The organism is Geopseudomonas sagittaria, from assembly GCF_900115715.1.
In the GTDB taxonomy this organism is placed as follows: Bacteria; Pseudomonadota; Gammaproteobacteria; order Pseudomonadales; family Pseudomonadaceae; genus Geopseudomonas; species Geopseudomonas sagittaria.
The window spans coordinates 382,790-399,259 of sequence record NZ_FOXM01000002.1; the positions used below are offsets into that span (position 1 = coordinate 382,790).

General features: G+C 65.6%; 16 protein-coding genes. 10 read left to right on the plus strand and 6 right to left on the minus strand.

The genetic code is table 11. The annotated features are described in order from the left end of the window. The first annotated feature begins 11 nt into the window (after window positions 1-11). Both BM297_RS04030 and BM297_RS04035 read left to right on the plus strand, forming a co-directional pair. Window positions 12-527 carry a hypothetical protein gene (locus BM297_RS04030; RefSeq protein ID WP_245768198.1) on the plus strand — a complete coding sequence of 172 codons (516 nt, stop codon included), beginning with the start codon at window positions 12-14 and terminating at the stop codon, window positions 525-527. Beyond that, window positions 527-934, plus strand: a complete 408-nt coding sequence (locus BM297_RS04035) for a flagellar protein FlhE (RefSeq protein ID WP_139231015.1) — start codon at window positions 527-529, stop codon at window positions 932-934. Before BM297_RS04030 ends, BM297_RS04035 begins: the two co-directional genes overlap by 1 nt. 144 nt (window positions 935-1,078) lie before the next feature. Here BM297_RS04035 and BM297_RS04040 read toward each other — a convergent pair whose 3' ends face one another. After that, window positions 1,079-2,326, minus strand: coding sequence for a sensor domain-containing phosphodiesterase (locus tag BM297_RS04040; RefSeq protein WP_092428526.1), 1,248 nt, complete (start codon window positions 2,324-2,326; stop codon window positions 1,079-1,081). A 401-nt stretch (window positions 2,327-2,727) separates the two neighbouring features. On the opposite strand from BM297_RS04040, the gene BM297_RS04045 reads away from it, so the two are divergent. Continuing rightward, window positions 2,728-3,423, plus strand: coding sequence for an RNA polymerase sigma factor FliA (locus tag BM297_RS04045; RefSeq protein WP_092428528.1), 696 nt, complete (start codon window positions 2,728-2,730; stop codon window positions 3,421-3,423). Between the two features lie 162 nt (window positions 3,424-3,585). Then, on the plus strand, window positions 3,586-5,274 hold the full coding sequence (locus BM297_RS04050; RefSeq protein WP_092428530.1) for a PilZ domain-containing protein: 1,689 nt from the start codon (window positions 3,586-3,588) through the stop codon (window positions 5,272-5,274). Between the two features lie 195 nt (window positions 5,275-5,469). Here BM297_RS04050 and BM297_RS04055 read toward each other — a convergent pair whose 3' ends face one another. After that, window positions 5,470-5,979, minus strand: coding sequence for a hypothetical protein (locus BM297_RS04055; RefSeq protein WP_092428532.1), 510 nt, complete (start codon window positions 5,977-5,979; stop codon window positions 5,470-5,472). A 259-nt stretch (window positions 5,980-6,238) separates the two neighbouring features. Between BM297_RS04055 and BM297_RS04060 the strand changes: the two genes are divergently transcribed. Then, window positions 6,239-6,934: a transposase gene (locus BM297_RS04060; protein WP_092428534.1), complete on the plus strand. Its 696-nt coding sequence runs from the start codon at window positions 6,239-6,241 to the stop codon at window positions 6,932-6,934. An 88-nt stretch (window positions 6,935-7,022) separates the two neighbouring features. Here BM297_RS04060 and BM297_RS04065 read toward each other — a convergent pair whose 3' ends face one another. The 3 genes from BM297_RS04065 to BM297_RS04075 form a co-directional block, all read right to left on the minus strand. Beyond that, a complete protein-coding gene (locus BM297_RS04065) occupies window positions 7,023-7,304 on the minus strand; it encodes a hypothetical protein (RefSeq protein ID WP_092428536.1) in 282 nt (93 codons plus the stop codon). Further along, a complete protein-coding gene (locus BM297_RS04070) occupies window positions 7,301-7,504 on the minus strand; it encodes a putative motility protein (RefSeq protein ID WP_092428538.1) in 204 nt (67 codons plus the stop codon). Before BM297_RS04070 ends, BM297_RS04065 begins: the two co-directional genes overlap by 4 nt. 108 nt (window positions 7,505-7,612) lie before the next feature. Next, window positions 7,613-9,256, minus strand: a complete 1,644-nt coding sequence (locus tag BM297_RS04075) for a flagellin N-terminal helical domain-containing protein (RefSeq protein ID WP_092428540.1) — start codon at window positions 9,254-9,256, stop codon at window positions 7,613-7,615. 287 nt (window positions 9,257-9,543) lie between these two features. On the opposite strand from BM297_RS04075, the gene BM297_RS04080 reads away from it, so the two are divergent. Beyond that, window positions 9,544-9,963: a nucleotidyltransferase substrate binding protein gene (locus tag BM297_RS04080; RefSeq protein ID WP_092428542.1), complete on the plus strand. Its 420-nt coding sequence runs from the start codon at window positions 9,544-9,546 to the stop codon at window positions 9,961-9,963. Next, on the plus strand, window positions 9,960-10,304 hold the full coding sequence (locus BM297_RS04085; RefSeq protein WP_092428544.1) for a nucleotidyltransferase domain-containing protein: 345 nt from the start codon (window positions 9,960-9,962) through the stop codon (window positions 10,302-10,304). Before BM297_RS04080 ends, BM297_RS04085 begins: the two co-directional genes overlap by 4 nt. A gap of 89 nt (window positions 10,305-10,393) precedes the next feature. Here the strand turns inward: BM297_RS04085 and BM297_RS04090 are convergent, their stop codons facing one another. Next, window positions 10,394-12,148, minus strand: coding sequence for an EAL domain-containing response regulator (locus BM297_RS04090; protein ID WP_092428546.1), 1,755 nt, complete (start codon window positions 12,146-12,148; stop codon window positions 10,394-10,396). A 378-nt stretch (window positions 12,149-12,526) separates the two neighbouring features. Here BM297_RS04090 and BM297_RS04095 point away from each other — a divergent pair, with 378 nt between their 5' ends. From BM297_RS04095 to BM297_RS04105, 3 genes are all read left to right on the plus strand, one after another. After that, window positions 12,527-13,336, plus strand: a complete 810-nt coding sequence (locus BM297_RS04095; RefSeq protein ID WP_092428548.1) for a motility protein A — start codon at window positions 12,527-12,529, stop codon at window positions 13,334-13,336. A gap of 13 nt (window positions 13,337-13,349) precedes the next feature. Then, window positions 13,350-14,183 carry an OmpA/MotB family protein gene (locus BM297_RS04100; RefSeq protein WP_092428550.1) on the plus strand — a complete coding sequence of 278 codons (834 nt, stop codon included), beginning with the start codon at window positions 13,350-13,352 and terminating at the stop codon, window positions 14,181-14,183. Between the two features lie 146 nt (window positions 14,184-14,329). Beyond that, complete coding sequence (locus BM297_RS04105) at window positions 14,330-16,456, plus strand: methyl-accepting chemotaxis protein (RefSeq protein ID WP_092428552.1); 2,127 nt, start codon at window positions 14,330-14,332, stop codon at window positions 16,454-16,456. Window positions 16,457-16,470 lie beyond the last annotated feature (14 nt).

The following is a 16,470-nucleotide window of genomic DNA, read 5'->3' on the forward strand; positions in this document are numbered from 1 at the left end:
TGGCGGCGGGCATGATGGAAGAGGGCGATCAGGCCGCCGGGCTACGCCGCTGGGCGGAGCAGTTCGGCGTGGCGGCCGCGCCTGCGCCCGGATCCGCGTTGGCCCCTGCGCCGCCCGCCGCCGAGCCGGTCACCCTGATGGTGGTCGGCCTGCCCGGGCCGCTTGGCGAGCAGTCCCGTCGGGTACGGGCGACCCTGGCGCGCTGGCAGGCCAATGGCCACCGCTGGGTCGGCGATCCGGCACGCTGGAAGGTGGTGGCGTTGGAAGCGGACAGCCCGCACCTGGCGGTGCTCGCCAGCCAGCAGTCGCGCTGGGCGCTGTGGGTCGCCGACGATGCCGACAGCTTCCGCCGCAGCTTCCGTCTGCTGCGCCGCCTGCGCGAGCAGACCGGCCCGCTGCGTCTGCTCGCCCTGCATGACGGCATCGCCAGCCATGCCGGCCTGCTGCGCAACCTGCAGCAGGCGGCCGCCGCATTCCTGGATCTCGAACTGCTGCTGCTGCCCGAGCAGCCGGGCGGGGCGTGCTGATGAGCTGCTGCCGTCTGGCTGCCTTGCTGGGCGGCGCGCTGCTGCTGCCGGCCGCCGGCCTGACGCTGGCGGAGCCGGCGCCCGGCAGCTGGCAGGCTCATGCGCCGGGCCTGTCCGTGGCGCGCAGCGATCAGCGCAGCTGCAGCGCGCCGCTGCAGGCGCCGCCGCTGGCCCAGGGGCGCCGCCTGGCCAGCGTCGCCTGGCAGTTCGCCATGGCGCCCGCTGCGCCGCTGCGCGCCTGGCTGTGCCAGGGCGCGCAGTGTGTCGCGCTGCCCGGCCCGCGCGGGCGCAGCCACGGCCTGGCCGGGCGGGATGCCGGCCAGCCGCTGCAGTTGTGCTTCCAGCGCGCGCGGCCGGGCGCGGCGCTGGTGGTGCGCGGGCTGCAGGTGCTGGTCGAGTACCGTTGAGCAGGGCGGTACTGGCGGCTTGCCTGGTTGGTGCCGTCAGTCAGTTGCGCCATGGCCCCGCGACTGCGGGGCTGCGCGCAACCTGTCGCCGGGGCTGGCGGCAGATGGCCTGTCCGCTCGGGAAGATCGAGATCGCCCGTGGCTTCAGTCGTGCGAGCGGCCAAGACTGCCCGGCTGTCCAGGCGGATAGCCGGACAGCGCCAGGCTCTCGTATGGCACCGGGCGGCCGAGCAAATAGCCCTGGGCCTTGCTGACCTTCAGGGTGCGCAACACCGCCAGTTCCTCGGCGGTCTCTACCCCTTCGGCAACGACCTTGCTGTTCGTCTCCTCGGCAAAGCGAATGATCGCCGCCGCCAGAGCACGCACGCAGAGGTCCTTGTCGATTGCCCTGACCAGGCTTATATCGAGTTTGATCACATCGGGATGCAGCTTGATGATGTGGCGGAAACTTGCAAATCCGGCCCCGGCGTCATCCACCGCCAGCCTCAGCCCCTTCGCCCGCAGCGGCGCCAGTTCCGTGGCAATCAAGGAGTAGTCCTCGATGGAGGCATGCTCGGTGATCTCGAGCACGATTCGCTCCAGAGGATAGCCTGCCAGCACCGCAGGCACGGCGCCCTTGAGAATGGTTTCGGGCGAGATGTTCAGGGAAAGATAGGTGTCACCGGGGAGGCGGTGAAGATTCAGGAGTGCCTTGCGGATAACCGTAAGTTCAAGTTGCTCCTGCAGGCCAACCTCTGCGGCCTCGGCAAACCACTGGTCAGGAGGGCGCGCAGGTTCCGCGGTGAACCTCGTCAGCGCCTCGTGCCCGACCAGACGGTGCTCCACCACATGCACGATCGGCTGATAGACGATGCTATAGCACTCGCCGTCGATGACCGAAAGAATGCGCGCCCGCAGCGTGTGCAGCAGTGCGCCCCCCACCAGCCGCCGACTCAGCACCATGCCCACGAAGTCGGCATAACTGCGCATGAAGTTGATATCGCGCTCATCGAGCGACAAATCCGGCTGGCGTTGGAAGCAGCAGAAGGTTCCGAAAGTTTCCCCGCCCGCAAGCCTGATCGGGACGCTCAGATGTGCCCCCACCGGGAGCATTCTTGTCGCCTGCAGGGTGAGCGCCTCGGCATTCGCTTGGGCGTTGTGGAGCAATTCCGGGAGGCGGCCATCCAATACGCGCTGACAGTAGCTGTCCTCCAGCGAGTCGGAGCCGCCCACGTGCAGCGGCGAAAACGACACTTCCGAGTCCACATAGCGGAAGACGCGGCGCCCGAGTTCGAACTGGGAGATGAACGCCACCTCCATGCCGAAATGTTTCCGGATGGCATGCAGCGCATCGTGGAGCATTTCGTCCAGAACCTGGTCTGAAGCTGGATCATGACTGAATGATGAATCCATCAGAGCCTCCTGGCGGATCGTTGGTCTCGAGGGTACTGCCTAAACCACGACGCTTCTACCTTGAACAGACCATAGACTAGTCGCACTGCGGGCTGGTTCCCGATCTGGCCTGGCCGAATGGATCGGCCTTGCCGGCACGGCTTTTCTGCGCAGCAGTGTTGAAGTCGGCAGGCGGCGGTCAACAAGGATATGACCTCGGTCAGTTCAGGCAGGGCGGCAAAGCACTGAATAGTCGATGTTGACGCCGACTATTCGACCCTTGGCGGTCACTCGGCAGCGGTAACAATGCCACTCAGGTTGTCGGCTCCGCCCGCGTGGCGTACCGGCAAGCCTGCGTTCCGCCATCCCATCCCCCGCCGGGATGGTGGGACGCCTTGCTTGGACTGGCGCAGAGGCGAACGATGTACACCGCACAAGGCAAGATCAGACAGCGCGATCTGCTTGAGGAGCACCTGCCCCTGGTGCGCCGCCAGGCCTTGGGCCTGCAGGTGCGCCTGCCGGCCAGCGTCGAGCTGGACGACCTGATCCAGGCCGGGATGATCGGCCTGATGGATGCCCTGAACCGCTACGACGCCAGCCATGGCGCCAGTTTCGCCACCTTCGCCAGCCAGCGCATCCGCGGTGCCATGCTCGACGAGTTGCGCAGCCGCGACTGGGTGCCGCGCAGCGTGCGGCGCAACACGCGCGCGCTGGATGAGGCCATTCGTCGTCTCGAGCAGCGCCTCGGTCGCCCGCCGGAAGAGCGCGAGATTGCCGCCGCCCTCGACATCGGTCTCGAGGAGTACCGTCACCTGCTGATGGATGCCAACGGCAGCCAGCTGGTCGCTCTCGACGAACTGGCCGAGGAGGAGGGCGAGCTGCTCTGTGGCGAGCCGCACGCCACCCCGCTGGCCGAGCTGCTCGAAGGCCGCCGGCGCACCGATCTGGTCAAGGCCATCGACGGGCTGCCCGAGCGGGAAAAGCTGCTGCTGGCGCTTTACTACCAGGAAGATCTCAACCTCAAGGAAATCGGCGCCGTGCTGGGCGTCAGCGAGTCGCGGGTCTGCCAGTTGCACAGTCAGGCCGTCGCCCGCCTGCGGGCGATGCTTGCGGACTGAGCGCGGCTTGCCGGTGTCGCGGCCACCGTGGCCTGGCCTGCTCGGCTACTGCCTGGGGTTGTGGTTTTGGTTGGCAGAGGCGGCGCTCCCTAAAGTTTGATCCCTGGTCAGCCGATAAGCGACTGCAACGCCTTGTGGCGCCATTGACCAGAAGAGACGGACATGGAACAGGATATCGACACACCGACTCGGATCGACCACCTCGGTGAGTGCCTGTCCCTGCTCGAAGGGCTCTGTGAGCCGGGCGGCGCTTCGTTGCTGTTCTCGGCTCAGCCGAGTCAGCCGCATCCGGTGCTGCTCATGGCCGTGGAGTATGGCGAGCGGCTGGTGATCGATATCACCGCGGTGCCCGAGTTGGCCGGCCGGATCGCACGCAACGATCCCTTTCATCTCTGCGGTCAGGTGGATGGCGCCATGCTGCGCACGCCCAGCCTGACCGTGCTCGAACGCCTGGAGGTGCCCGAGCGGGTGCAGTTCAGCTGCGCCTACCCGCAGTGGCTGGAGCTGATGCACCGTCGCGGCTCCTTCCGCGCCGAGCTGCGCAGCGACATGTGCGTGCAGGTCGAGCTGCATCCGGAGGGCGCCGAGCAGCCCCTGCTCGGCCAACTGGTCAACCTGTCGCTGGGTGGCTGCCTGGTCGAGCTGCCGGCCAATCAGGCGGTACGCATCGACGGTCCGCAATTGCTCGAGTCGCTGGTGCTGAACTTCCCTGGCGGTCAGCGCCTGGTCATGGGCGCCCGGGTCTGCCACATCCGCAGCGAGCCGGACTGGCAGACTCTGCGCTTCGGCTGCCAGTTCCTCGGCGTCAGCGCCGACCAGGAGCGTCGCCTGTGGCTGTACGTGCGCGAGATCGAGCGGGAAAAGGCTCGCACCAGCCATGACAGTGTGCGCGCGCTGCAGCCCTCGGCGCTGTTCTTCCCGCGCCCAGCGCCGGCGCAGACATCGCCGCTGGTCAGCAATCCGCTGTCGCGCAGCAGCATCGGCCGGCGCCTGGGGCGGGTGGCCGCCTACCTGGATACGCAGCTCATTCGTCTGCGTCTGGGTGGCGTCATCGACTCCAGGCAACTGTCGCAGCACAGCGAGCTGCTGCTCAGCCTGCTGGCCGAGAACCGCGACGGACTGCTGTTCGCCGTGCACGGCCAGCCCGGCGAGCCGCAACTGGTGCAGCACGGCATCGCCCTGGCCGTGCGCCTGGCCGACCTGGCCCAGGCGCGCGGTCTGCCCCGGCAGGCGGTCAAGGCGATTGTCGCCAGCGCGCTGGTTCACGACCTCGGCAAGACCCTGTTGCCGACCGAGCTGCACCGGGCCAGGCATCTGGATAGCGGGCAGCGCCAGGCTTTCGGTGCCCATGTCGGCCTGCTGCGCGAACGTATGGAGGGCTGCAAGTGGTTAGCCGCACCGGTGATGGATGCCGTGATCGACACGATCAACGAGCGCCTCGACGGCAGCGGATATCCGCGGGCCGTGCCCGCCGAGGGCATTGGCGAGCTGGCGCGGATGGCTGCGGTGGCCGACGTGGTGGACGCCATGGCCCGGCCGCGCGCCGACCGCCCGGCGCAGTCGATCGATGCCATCTACCGCCACCTGCTCGGCAGCGGCGGACAGTTCGATGCGCAGTGGAGCCAGCACTACATCCGCCACTTCGGCCTGATCCCGATCGGCAGCCTGGTGCGCTTCGCCAGCGGACAGCTGGCCTGGGTGCGTCGTCTCGACCGCGATGGACGCATCGCCGCCGTGCAGCTGACCAACAGCGCGGTGTTCAATCCGCAGGGCGCTGGAGCACTGCTCAGCGACGGCGAGCTGGCCAGCCTGGGGCGCATCGAATCCGTCGTGGTCCCGGGAGTCGAGTAGCGTGATAGCGCACTGGCTGGCCGATCCGCTGGTTCAATTGGTGCTCGGCATCATGGGGTTGGGGATGCTGGTCGGCCTGCTCGACTGCCTGCGTCATGCCCGCCGTCGCCGCCGCGACTGAGCGAGCGGCGCCGCGCCCGCCATTCCTGTCGGTTGTTCAGGTGACTGATGGATGGCCAGGCAGTTGCCCGGCTTCTACTGGCGCAGCAGTTTGAGCATCTCGCTCTCGGCCTTCCACAGCTTGTCGTAGAGGCTGGCGGCGGCCTTGTTGGCGGTCGCCGGCACCTCGCTGGTGATCTTGAAACGATGCTCGCGGGTCAGGCCGATGGCCTCGCCGAGCAGCGCCAGCACCTCCAGCGGCAGCACCGCGCCGTGACGGGCCAGGTATTCGCCCAGCGCGGTGTCGATCTTGGCGAAGTCGTAGGCGATCTCGTTGCAGGCCGCCTCCCACGCCATGCCGGGGAAATGGAAGGTCGGCAGGAACTGGCGCAGCAGGGCGACCAGTGCCGAGGTGGCCTCGAATTCCTTGGCGAACAGCAGTTCGTTCTTCTTCAGACGCAGCTCGTGACCGCGATCGCGCTGACTCAGCATCCGCGTCGCCCAGCTGCGGCCGATCCAGCTGGCGAGCAGCAGGGTCAGCAGGCCGCTGGCGAGCAGGGCGGCGAAGAGGACGATGGCGATTTCCGTGGTGGCGCGCAGTTCCATGGCAAGGCTCGAAGCAGGGGGGTGGGTAGATGCGCGCTGGCGAAGGCCTGCTGCGCCAGAAGGTTATCGTCAGAAGGGTGGCGGAACTTTAGGGTGAGTGTGGCAAGGCAGCCGGGCAGGGGAATTCGGGGTCGGGAATTCGGGGTCAGAATTCGGGGTCAGAACAACAATTTCGACCGCAACCACCAGGGCCTCCCAACCCGGAGGCGCTGTGTTCTATTCCCGCGCAGTGCCCATAACCCGGTTCAAGGAGGAACCTATGGCCCGTTTGCCCCGCGTCAGTCCGCCCGGCGTGCCTCAGCACGTCATTCAGCGCGGCAACAACCTCCAGGTGTGTTTTGTCGCGGACGCCGATTTCGCCGCTTACGCCCAATGGCTGCATGAGGCGGCCTGCAGCCATTCGGTGGCGATTCACGCCTGGGTGTTCATGACCAACCACGTGCACCTGCTGGCGACACCCCAGGTATCCGATGGCCTGTCGCGGATGATGCAGACACTGGGGCGACGCTATGTCCGTTACTTCAATCGCGCCTATCAGCGGACCGGCACGCTCTGGGAGGGGCGTTTTCGTTCCTGCCTGGTGGATGCGGACGATTATCTGCTGACTTGCCAGCGCTACATCGAACTGAATCCGGTACGTGCTGGCATGGTGAGCCATCCGGCTGAGTATCGCTGGTCTAGCTATCATGCCAATGGCCTAGGCGTCCCCGCCCGACTCTGGACGCCTCATGACATTTACCTACGCCTGGGCGCATATCCGACGGAGCGACAGTCGGCCTATCGGGAGCTGTTTCGTGCGAGCCTGGATAATGCCGACGTCACGGACATCCGCACGGCGGTGCACAAGGGGCTGGCCCTTGGCAATCAGCGCTTCAGATCAGAGATCGAGCAACTGACCGGGCGTCGGCAGGTCGCGGGCAGGCCAGGCCCGAGGCCGAAGGGGGGAGCAGGTTGAATAAAGAAGGGTGGTTTTTACTCTGACCCCGAATTCCCTGACCCCGAATTCCAGTTTTCGACCCTACGGTATCGGGGAATCTGCGTGGTCAGTGCCGTATCCCGGACAGGGCTGGCCTTGCTGCCAGCGAGGAATCGAGCCGGGCCAGTAAACCCAGGTGCTGCTGGCGCTGGTCGAGGATGCGGGCCTGCAGATTGTGGAGCTCCAGATAGTCGGCCTTCATCGTCAGATTGCGGCCGGTGGACTCGAAGCGCTGCATCAGGTGCGTGAGCTGGACGAGGAGGGCGTCCAGCTCGGCGAGGATGTGCTGGTGGTCGGCGATGCGCAGTACGCCGGGGGAGGGCTGTTCGGGCGGTGGTCGGTTGCTCACGCGAAGGTGTTGATCTGCGTGCCGATGCCGCCTTCGCGGGCCAGTGCGGGAGCCTGCGCGGCAGGTTGCAGCAGTTGCTGCACGGCAGCGGCTTCGCTCTGCATGGCCTTTTTGAATAGCAGAGTCTGCTTTTCCTGTTCGACCTGGACTTGCTGCATCTGCAGGGCGCTGTTGACGGCAGCGTTGACGGAAATATCCATGGGCAATGCCTTGCGTTGAAATTCTTCAGATAAGGAAAAGGCGCCAAGAGGGCGCCTTTTCTATGCAGCCGGCACGGCGGAATGGCTTCCGCCGTGCCAGGGCAGCGATTAACGCAGCAGCGACAGCACGCCCTGCGGCAGCTGGTTGGCCTGGGACAGGACAGAGGTGCCGGCCTGTTGCAGGATCTGCGCGCGGGTCATGTTGGCCACTTCCACGGCGTAGTCGGCATCCTGGATGCGCGAACGGGCAGCGGTCAGGTTGGTTTCGTTGGTGCTCAGGTTGGTGATCGCCGACTCGAAGCGGTTCTGTACGGCACCGAGGTCGGAACGCAGGCTGTCGACCATTTTCAGGGCATCGTCAAGGGTCGCCAGTGGGTCTTCGGTCTTGGTGCCGGCGGTGGTGGCGCTGAGGGTCAGGGTGCCATCTTCCTTTTTGTAAACCGGAGCACCAACGCTGTTGGTTACATTGCCGTTTTCGTGGGCAAAGTAAGTGTCAGTGCTGGTCGCGGAGGCAGTCAGGGCACCTGCGGAGCTGACGTAGGTGTTGCTCGAAACGCCGCCAGCGGCAATCACTGCGCCATCAACAGTACCGCCAGCGGTGGTCACCAAATTTTGCAGTTGAGCTTTGCCGATCTTGGCGCCGGTCACGTCAATGTTGGTGCCGTCGCCAGTGTAGGTGGTGCCATCGGCGGTGATCTTGCTGCCGGCGGTGCCGGCAATTGCCAAGGAAAGGTCGGTGGTGGCATCAGCGCCGCCGATCTGGGCCTGACCACGAGCATCTGCGTTGTTTTTGCTCAGGTTGCCTGCGGTATCCAGGTAAAGAGCTGCGCCATCGTCGGCCGCAGTGATGTTGCCATTGCTGTCGATCAGGATGTCTTGCTCTGTACCACCGATGGTGACCGTTGCAGCCTTGAGGTCGCCGGTTGAGGGGGTCAGTGCAGTTGCTACATCTGCTGCTACTGCATCGGCAACGTCAAATGAGAAGGAGTCAGTGCTGGAATTGTAGGTGTAGGCGCCTGCTGCTGCCTTATTCAGCCCGGTGTCGGTGCCGGCATAAGTCGCAGTGTCAGCGTTTGCAAGCTGACCGAAGACATCGGCAGCGGTTGCAAAAGAGTTGTTGGTGGTTTTGGTGTAGGTGGTGGTGCCGTCGGTGGTGGCGCCTGCAGCGAACCCGGAGAGAACGAGGTCATCTTTGCTGGCGGCGGTATTGGCAATTTCAGCCTTACCATCGACGTTGAAATTGCTCAGGCCCAGGCTTTCCGCATTGATCTTGCCCAGGTTGATCTTGATGGTCTGGCCATCGTTGGCGCCGACCTGGATGGTCAGTGCCTGATCGTCGGCCAGAACCTTGACGCCGTTGAAACTGGTTTCTTCGGAGACGCGGTTGATTTCCGCCAGGCGCTGGCCGATCTCGTTCTGGATCGAGCCCAGGTCGTCCGGAGAGTTGGTGCCGTTCTGCGCCTGCACAGCCAGCTCACGCACGCGCTGCAGGTTATCGTTGATCTGGTTCAGTGCGCCTTCAGCTGTTTGGGCGACCGAGATGCCGTCGTTGGCGTTGCGCTGGGCCTGGGCCAGGCCCTTGACCTGAGCAGTCATGCGGTTGGAGATCGCCTGGCCGGCGGCGTCGTCCTTGGCGCTGTTGATGCGCAGGCCGGAGGACAGACGCTCCATGGCGGTGGTCAGGGAGCTCTTGGAGCTGGTCAGGTTCTTCTGCGCGATGACAGAAGTGATGTTGGTGTTGATCACGGACATGGAGTGACTCCTTGCTTGCTCAAGTTAGGTGCCAGTGGCGAGCTGTGCTGCGCGCGTGCTGCGCCTGGCGACAACGGCGCCGTTTGGCCGTTACCCCTGATATCGACGGCCATGGCGGAAGCTTTAGGGCGGTGGCGAGTTTTTTGTGAGGGGGTTGGCATACTTGTTGGCGGGGCGTGGTGCGGCTTGCTGCAGACCGACTACCGGCAGGCCATGCCTTGCCCCGCCAGGGAGGGCTACAATCGCCGCAGTAGCGCTTCTCATCCCTTCGGCCAAGGCTGATCTCCATGACCGAACAAGATATCCGTTGGCAGCAGCGTCTGAGCAACTACAACCGGGCGTTGGCCCAGCTGTCCCGCGGCGTGGAGCTGGCGCAAGCGCGGCCGCTCAGTGAGCTGGAAAAGCAGGGGCTTATCCATGCCTTCGAGTTCGTCTTCGAGCTGGCCTGGAATGTAATGAAGGATTACTTCCTCTACCAGGGCAACCCGGCCATCAGCGGCTCCCGCGATGCGATCCGTACGGCTTTCAAGCAGGGGCTGATCGTCGACGGCGAAGGCTGGATGGAGATGATCAAGAGTCGTAACCAGTCGGAGCATACCTACAACGAGTCGGTGGCGAACGAGATTGCCGACAACATCATGGCACGCTACCTGGCATTGTTCGTGGCGTTCGGGCAGCACATGCAAAGCCGGGTGGAGCAGGCGTGAGCGCGGAATCCCGGTTCGGCCTGCCGCTGTCGGCGGTGGAGAAGCTGCGCGAGGTGTTCCGCGGCTGGCCACAGATTCGCCGCGCGATGCTCTACGGTTCCCGAGCCAAGGGCAACTATCGCCCTGGCTCCGACATCGACCTCACCGTGGAGGGCGAGGATTTGTCGCTCTCGCAGTTGCTGGCCATCGAGAGCCAGATCGACGACCTGCTGTTGCCCTGGATGGTCGATCTTTCGCTGCGCAAGGACATCGACAATCCAGAGCTGCTCGATCATATCGAGCGCGTCGGAGTTTTGTTTTACTGCCGGGAGCGGGGGGATTCGGGGGCAGACCCCGATTGATGCGCGGCCGGGGCGCCGCTCCTGCGCGGGTGGTGTGTGGTCTGCCCGGATATCGGGGGGTCAGATCAAGATTTCCTCCGATTGCCCGTTCATGCCATTTCCAGTCGCCGCTCGGCACAGAACTCGATGAACTGCTCGACCTTGAGCGGCGGCGAGTACCAGTAGCCCTGGGCCACTTCGCAGCCCATGTCGATGAGCATTTGCGCCTGTTCGGGCTTCTCCACGCCTTCGGCGACGGTGGTGCAGTCGAAGTTGCGCGCCATGTCGATGACCGTCTCGGCCAGGCGCTGGTCCTGGGGGTCGGTGTCCATGCTGCTGACGAAGGCGCGGTCGATCTTCAGCACCGAAACCGGCAGGGTCTTCAGGTAGGCCAGCGAGGAGTGGCCGGTGCCGAAGTCGTCGATGGCCACCGAGACGCGGTGGCGGGACAGCAGCTGAAGCTGTTCGCGGGCCAGGTCGACGTTCTCCATCAGTCCCGACTCGGTGACTTCGACCTCCAGCGCGCCGGCCGGCAGGCGGCTGCGCAGCAGGCGGTGAAGCAGGCTGCGGGCAAAGTCCGGCTGGGTGAGTTGCTGCACCGAGACGTTGACCGCCAGGTGGAAGTCGGCCGCTACCTGGTGGGCCGCCAGCCACTCCTCCAGCTGGCGGATGGCGCGGTCGATCACCCAGTCGCCGATGCGCAGGATCTCGCCGCTGGCTTCGGCCATGGGGATGAAGTCGACGGGGGATATGAAGCCCAGCTCCGGATGTACCCAGCGCAGCAGCGCCTCGGCGCCGATCACCCGGCCGCTGCGCAGGTCGATCTTCGGCTGGTAGACGAGGAAGAACTGCTGGTTGTCGAGGGCGATGCGCAGGGCCTCGTGCAGGCGGATGCGCTTTTGCAGGGCGTCCTCGATGCTCGGCTGGTACAGGCGCCAGCCCGAGCTGGTGTCGGGCAGGGCGAGGGCGGCCAGGCGCAGCAGTTGTTCGGCGGATTGGTGCGGCATGCCGGTGTGGCTGATGCCGATGCGTGCCTCGATGTGGACCTGGATCTGGTCGATGGCGAAGGGCTGGGCGATGCGGCGCAGGATAGCCAGAGCCTGTTCGCCCGCGGCGCCCTCGGCCAGCGGCTGGCGGGTGATCAGCAGCCACTTGTTGCTGTTCCACACGCCGAGGGTGCCGTGGGCGCCGAAGTGTTCGAGCAGGCGGTCGCGCAGGTGCAGGCTGAGCGCCTCGCTCATGGCATGGCCATGCAGACGGGCGATCTCGTCCATGCCTTCGAGGGCGAGGAAGTAGAGCAGCGCCGGTTGGCCCGCATGCAGCAGGTCATCGAGCTGGGCGAGCAGGGCGCGGCGGTTGGGCAGCTGGGTGACCGGATCTTCGCGGGACAGGCGCTCGATGTCGGCGGTGCGTTTCTCGACCAGGCTCTGCAGCAGGGCGGCGCGATCGTGGCGCTCCTTGAGCAGGAAGTGCACCTCGAGGGAGTTGCGGATGCGCTGCATCACTTCCTGCTGGTCGAACGGCTTGGTGATGAAGTCGCGCGCGCCGAGGTCGAGGGCCAGCATGCGGGTGTCGCGGTCGGTCTGCGCGGTGAGCACGATGACCGGCGGCGCCTGCTCCGCCCAGCGCTGTTTGAGCCAGCGCAGCACGTCGTGGCCGCTCAGGTAGGGCATGTTGATGTCGAGCAGGATCAGGTCGGGCAGCTTCTCCTCGAGCATCGGCTCGATCCAGCGCGGGTCGTTGATCCCCTGGGTGTTGCGGTAGCCGTAGTGCTCGAGCAGGGCCAGCAGCAGCTTGACGTTGACCTGGGTGTCGTCGACCACAAGGATGTAGGCGTCGGAGTGAAGCGGTAAGGGCGACGGCATGGATCCTCCTGCCAAGCTGCTCGGGAGCGCCGGATTCGCTGGGGTGTTCTGGAGCTGCGGGCGGTGCGGAGCACTCGGCCTGGGCGGTGCGCTCCCTTCGATCATGGGGCGGAAATCGGTGGTCAACCCCTCTATCGGTATGGATAACGGCCCGGCCCGCGAAAACTTTAGCGGGCATTCAATGTTTGCTGGCTGCTGCGCATTTTTGTGGCGAGCAATCTGATTTCGGTCACGTGGGATGGGCGGTCGGGCTGGCCAATCAGCCGTCCATCGCGGGCTTTGTCCTTCAGAAAAGGCGCGGGCGGCCGATAGGTGGTGCAGGCGCACGCTCCAGTGGCGGGCGCATCGTCTGCCCCCTGATCCGCACATGGAGTCCGCATGAATCCCTCCACGCTTATCGGCATTCTGGCCAGCGTCCTCCTGCTGGCGGTAGTGCTGATGTTTTCCGCCGAGGACCCGTCGCTGTTCCTGGACCTGCCGAGTCTGGGCATCGTGCTGGTAGGCACGTTGGCGGCGACCTTCATCAGCTACCCGCTGGGCGAGGTGCTGAGGGTCTTCGGTCTGTTCGCCACGGTGATGCGCAACGAGAAGCTATATACCCGCGACGACATGGAGGAGCTGGTGAACATCTCGCGGCTGTGGATGTCCGGCAATCTGCGCCAGGTGGAGGAGGCGCTGCAGCACGTGCGCAATCCGTTCCTGCGCACCGGGGTGCAGCTGGTGGTCGACAACACGCCGGAGGAGGACATCACCGAGCTGCTGCAGTGGCGGATTTCCCGCCTGCGTGCCCGCGAGCATGCCGAGGCGCAGCTGTTCCGGGTGATGGCCAGTTTCGCCCCGGCGTTCGGCATGGTCGGCACCCTGGTCGGCCTGGTGAACCTGATGTTCCTGCTCGGCGATGGCGACATGACGGCCATCGGCCGGCAGATGGCGATTGCGCTGATCACCACCTTCTACGGCGTGCTGCTGGCCAACCTGGTGTTCAAGCCGGTGGCGGTGAAGCTGGAGCGGCGCACCGAACAGCGGGTGGTGGTGATGAACATGGTGGTGCAGGGCATCGCCATGATGTGCAACAAGCGCAGCCCGGGCCTGATGCGCGAGACGCTGAAGTCGTTCATGGCCCAGTACCAGGACGAGATCAACGATGGCGGCGCCGGCGCGCGCAGCGTCGATGGCGGGCGGGCTTGAGGAGCGCAGGGCGATGAGCGAACAGCCGGCCGAAAGCGCCGAGAGCGGCGCCGCGACTACCACGGCGATACCCGCCAAGCAGGCGCTGCTGCTGCGCCAGCGCGAGCTGGAAAGCGAGCTGGCGCATGCGCGTCAGGCCGCCGGCCGGGCCAGGCGTGGGGCGGCAAGGAGCGATACCCTGGCGGTCGAGCCGGAGGAGGAGTCATGGCTGATGACCTATCTGGACATGATGACCCTGATGCTGGTGCTGCTGGTGGTGATGCTGGCGTTTGCCGGCAAGGGTGGCGGGCTGGAGGGGATGAAGCAGATGGCGGGCGGTATGTTGTCGGCCCGTGACGGCGTGCTGCCGGCCACCGATGGCCTGCTGCCCGACTCAGCACTGCAGGTGCCGACGCCCTTGCCGCAGAAGCCGGTCACGGACCCCCTCGAGGGCCTCAAGCTGGACCAGCTGGGCGACGACATCGATGTGGTGGTCAACGAGAGCACGGTGAGCTTTCGGATCAGCAGCGAGATTTTGTTCAGCTCCGGGCAGGCCGATCTCAGTCTGGCCGGCCTGGCGGTGCTCAAGCGCCTGGTGCCGGTGCTCAACAGCACCGACCACGTGATCGCGGTGGTGGGGCATACCGATTCGGTGCCGGTGCGCAGTGGGCGCTACCCGTCCAACTGGGAGCTGTCCGGCTCGCGGGCGGGCGGCGTGGTGCGCTATCTGGAGGCCAACGGCGTGGCCAGCAAGCGGCTGCGCGCGGTGGGCTACGCCGATACACGGCCGCTGGCCGACAACGCCACCGCCGAGGGTCGGGCCAGCAATCGACGGGTGGAGCTGATCATGGAAACGCCTGGCTCATAATGGTGCATTGGCTTGCGCGATTGCGGTGCGCGAGTCCCTTTATTGTGCGGGTCATGTCCGTGGATCCCTCGGTTTTCATGATGGCGTTTTGATGGCATGTTTATTGCTGTGATGTAGTTATCACTTTGCAGCGGGGAATACACATCATGTCGTCACTTCAGAGCAAAGGCATGGCGCTGTCGTCCGCCGAGCGGCGCTGGCTGCCGTGGCTGGGGCGAACCGGCAAACTGGCCATGGGCTGGTCATGCTGGCTGAACCGTGACTCGCTGCCCGAGATGGAGAAGGTCTTCGAGGGCATCGCGCAGACGCGGGTGCGCCTGCTGCAGAACTGGAGCCGTTCCCACTGGGCATGGCTGGCCGAGCTGGCCGATGGGCTGGCGCGCGACTTCACCTGGCTGGACAACGGCCTGCTGCAGGACAAGCTGGTCCAGGCGCGCGACTTCTCCGAGTTGTTCGTGGTGTCGCCGGAGGGCGTGGTGCTGGCGTCCAGCTGGCCGGAGCACTGCAAGGTCGGCGATGTCGATCCCTATGCCCTGGAGGCTGGCCTGCGCCGGCCGTTCCTGCACGGACCCTATGTCGATCCGCTGACCATCGAGATCGGCCCGTCCAGCTCGCGCTTTCATGATGAAGTGACGCTGATGTTCTATCAGCCGATCCGCCGCGACGATCAGCTGCTTGGCTGCCTGTGCGGGCGGGTGCCCAACGACGTGCTGGGTGACCTGATCCAGCGCGAGGCCGGCCATGTGTACGCCGAGTCCGGCGACAACTACCTGTTCATGGTCGAGTCGCGCTTCGACTCGCGCATCCAGCCGGGCACCGCGCTGTCGCGCTCGCGCTTCGAGGACAACACCTTCAGCCATGGCGACAACCTCAAGAGCGGCGTGCGCACGCGCTGGGGCACCGTGCAGGTGCGCCGGCACACCGAGCTGGAGCTGCGCTTCGTCGATCCGGCCACCGGCGAGCTGCACCCCGGCGTGCGCGAAACCATCCGCAACGGCGCCAACCTGTTCGTCAGCTATCCCGGCTATTCCGATTACCGACACATCCCGGTGGTCGGCAAGGGGGTGACCTTCCAGTTGCCCGGCTCGCCGGATCGCTGGGGGATGATGTGCGAGGCGGATCTGGAGGAGGTCTACCGCCGCCGTTCGCTGACTTTCGGCCTGATGCGTACCTTCCTGCTCACGATGGGCAGCTGGTACGCCATCGATTCGGCCCTGCAGAGCTACAGCGGGCTGGCGCAGAACGTGCTGGACCTGCTCAGCCTGGGCCTGCTGACGCTGTTCAGCCTGCTGTTTGCCGCCTTCGGCCCGCGTCGGCTGGCCCGGCGCATGGGCGAGATGACCGGGGTGATCCGTGCGATTGCCGAGGGGGGCGGCAACCTCAGCCAGCGTCTCGATCGCACGCACATGGCCAACGACGAGACCGGCGACATGGGCCGCTGGATCAACAGCTTCATCGACAATCTCGACGGCATCGTCGGCGAGGTGATCAGCGCGTCGCACAGCGTCGGGCAGACCAACGCGCAGATGCTGGTGCACAACAACGAGGCGTGCAGCACCTCGACCTCGGTGGCCGAGGCGATGCGCGGCATGCTGCAGCTGGTGGAGGAGCAGCTGGGCGAGATCCAGCAGGCGTCGATGACCGCCGAGGACATGAAGCGCGCCATGGACGCGGTGATCAGCAGTGCCCGCGAGAACACCCAGTCGATCCGCAATGTGGTTGATCGCTCGGCCAGCAGCGTGCAGTCGCTGGACAGCCGCATGGGGCAGATCGGCAACATTGTCGAGCTGATCAGCGAGATCACCATCCAGACCAACCTGCTGGCGCTGAATGCAGCGATCGAGGCGGCGCAGGCCGGCGCTCATGGGCGTGGTTTCGCGGTGGTGGCGGGGGAGATCCGCATCCTGGCCTCGCGCACCGCCAGCGCTGCCGACGAGATCCGCCATGTGGTCGAGGGGCTGCAGATGGAAACCCGCGACGCGGTGGCGTTCATGAACCATGGGGTGGCGAATGTCGATGCCAGCCTGCGCCAGGCGGAGCAGGGCGCATCCGAGAACATGCGGCTGCAGCAGGCGGTGGAGCGCATGTTCGGTTTGATCAAGCAGCTCGACCAGCGCAGCCAGCACTACGGTGTCACGGTGCGCGGGGTCGATCAGGTTTCCCAGGAGATGAACCAGACCCTGCGGGCGCTGCAGGGCAGCACCTCCAGCGTGCGGCATACCACCAGCAAGTTGCAGCAGCTGGTGGGGCAGTTCGCGGTGACCCAGGGCTGATCATGATGAGCCCG

Excerpts from the sequence above, each read along its gene's own strand:
- BM297_RS04070 (WP_092428538.1), bottom strand. The coding sequence starts at position 7,504 with ATGGATATTTCCGTCAACGCTGCCGTCAACAGCGCCCTGCAGATGCAG.
- BM297_RS04100 (WP_092428550.1), top strand. The coding sequence starts at position 13,350 with ATGAGCGAACAGCCGGCCGAAAGCGCCGAGAGCGGCGCCGCGACTACC.
- BM297_RS04105 (WP_092428552.1), top strand. The coding sequence starts at position 14,330 with ATGTCGTCACTTCAGAGCAAAGGCATGGCGCTGTCGTCCGCCGAGCGG.
- BM297_RS04040 (WP_092428526.1), bottom strand. The coding sequence starts at position 2,326 with ATGGATTCATCATTCAGTCATGATCCAGCTTCAGACCAGGTTCTGGAC.
- BM297_RS04075 (WP_092428540.1), bottom strand. The coding sequence starts at position 9,256 with ATGTCCGTGATCAACACCAACATCACTTCTGTCATCGCGCAGAAGAAC.
- BM297_RS04045 (WP_092428528.1), top strand. The coding sequence starts at position 2,728 with ATGTACACCGCACAAGGCAAGATCAGACAGCGCGATCTGCTTGAGGAG.
- BM297_RS04080 (WP_092428542.1), top strand. The coding sequence starts at position 9,544 with ATGACCGAACAAGATATCCGTTGGCAGCAGCGTCTGAGCAACTACAAC.
- BM297_RS04030 (WP_245768198.1), top strand. The coding sequence starts at position 12 with ATGATGGAAGAGGGCGATCAGGCCGCCGGGCTACGCCGCTGGGCGGAG.
- BM297_RS04050 (WP_092428530.1), top strand. The coding sequence starts at position 3,586 with ATGGAACAGGATATCGACACACCGACTCGGATCGACCACCTCGGTGAG.
- BM297_RS04035 (WP_139231015.1), top strand. The coding sequence starts at position 527 with ATGAGCTGCTGCCGTCTGGCTGCCTTGCTGGGCGGCGCGCTGCTGCTG.
- BM297_RS04055 (WP_092428532.1), bottom strand. The coding sequence starts at position 5,979 with ATGGAACTGCGCGCCACCACGGAAATCGCCATCGTCCTCTTCGCCGCC.
- BM297_RS04095 (WP_092428548.1), top strand. The coding sequence starts at position 12,527 with ATGAATCCCTCCACGCTTATCGGCATTCTGGCCAGCGTCCTCCTGCTG.
- BM297_RS04060 (WP_092428534.1), top strand. The coding sequence starts at position 6,239 with ATGGCCCGTTTGCCCCGCGTCAGTCCGCCCGGCGTGCCTCAGCACGTC.
- BM297_RS04090 (WP_092428546.1), bottom strand. The coding sequence starts at position 12,148 with ATGCCGTCGCCCTTACCGCTTCACTCCGACGCCTACATCCTTGTGGTC.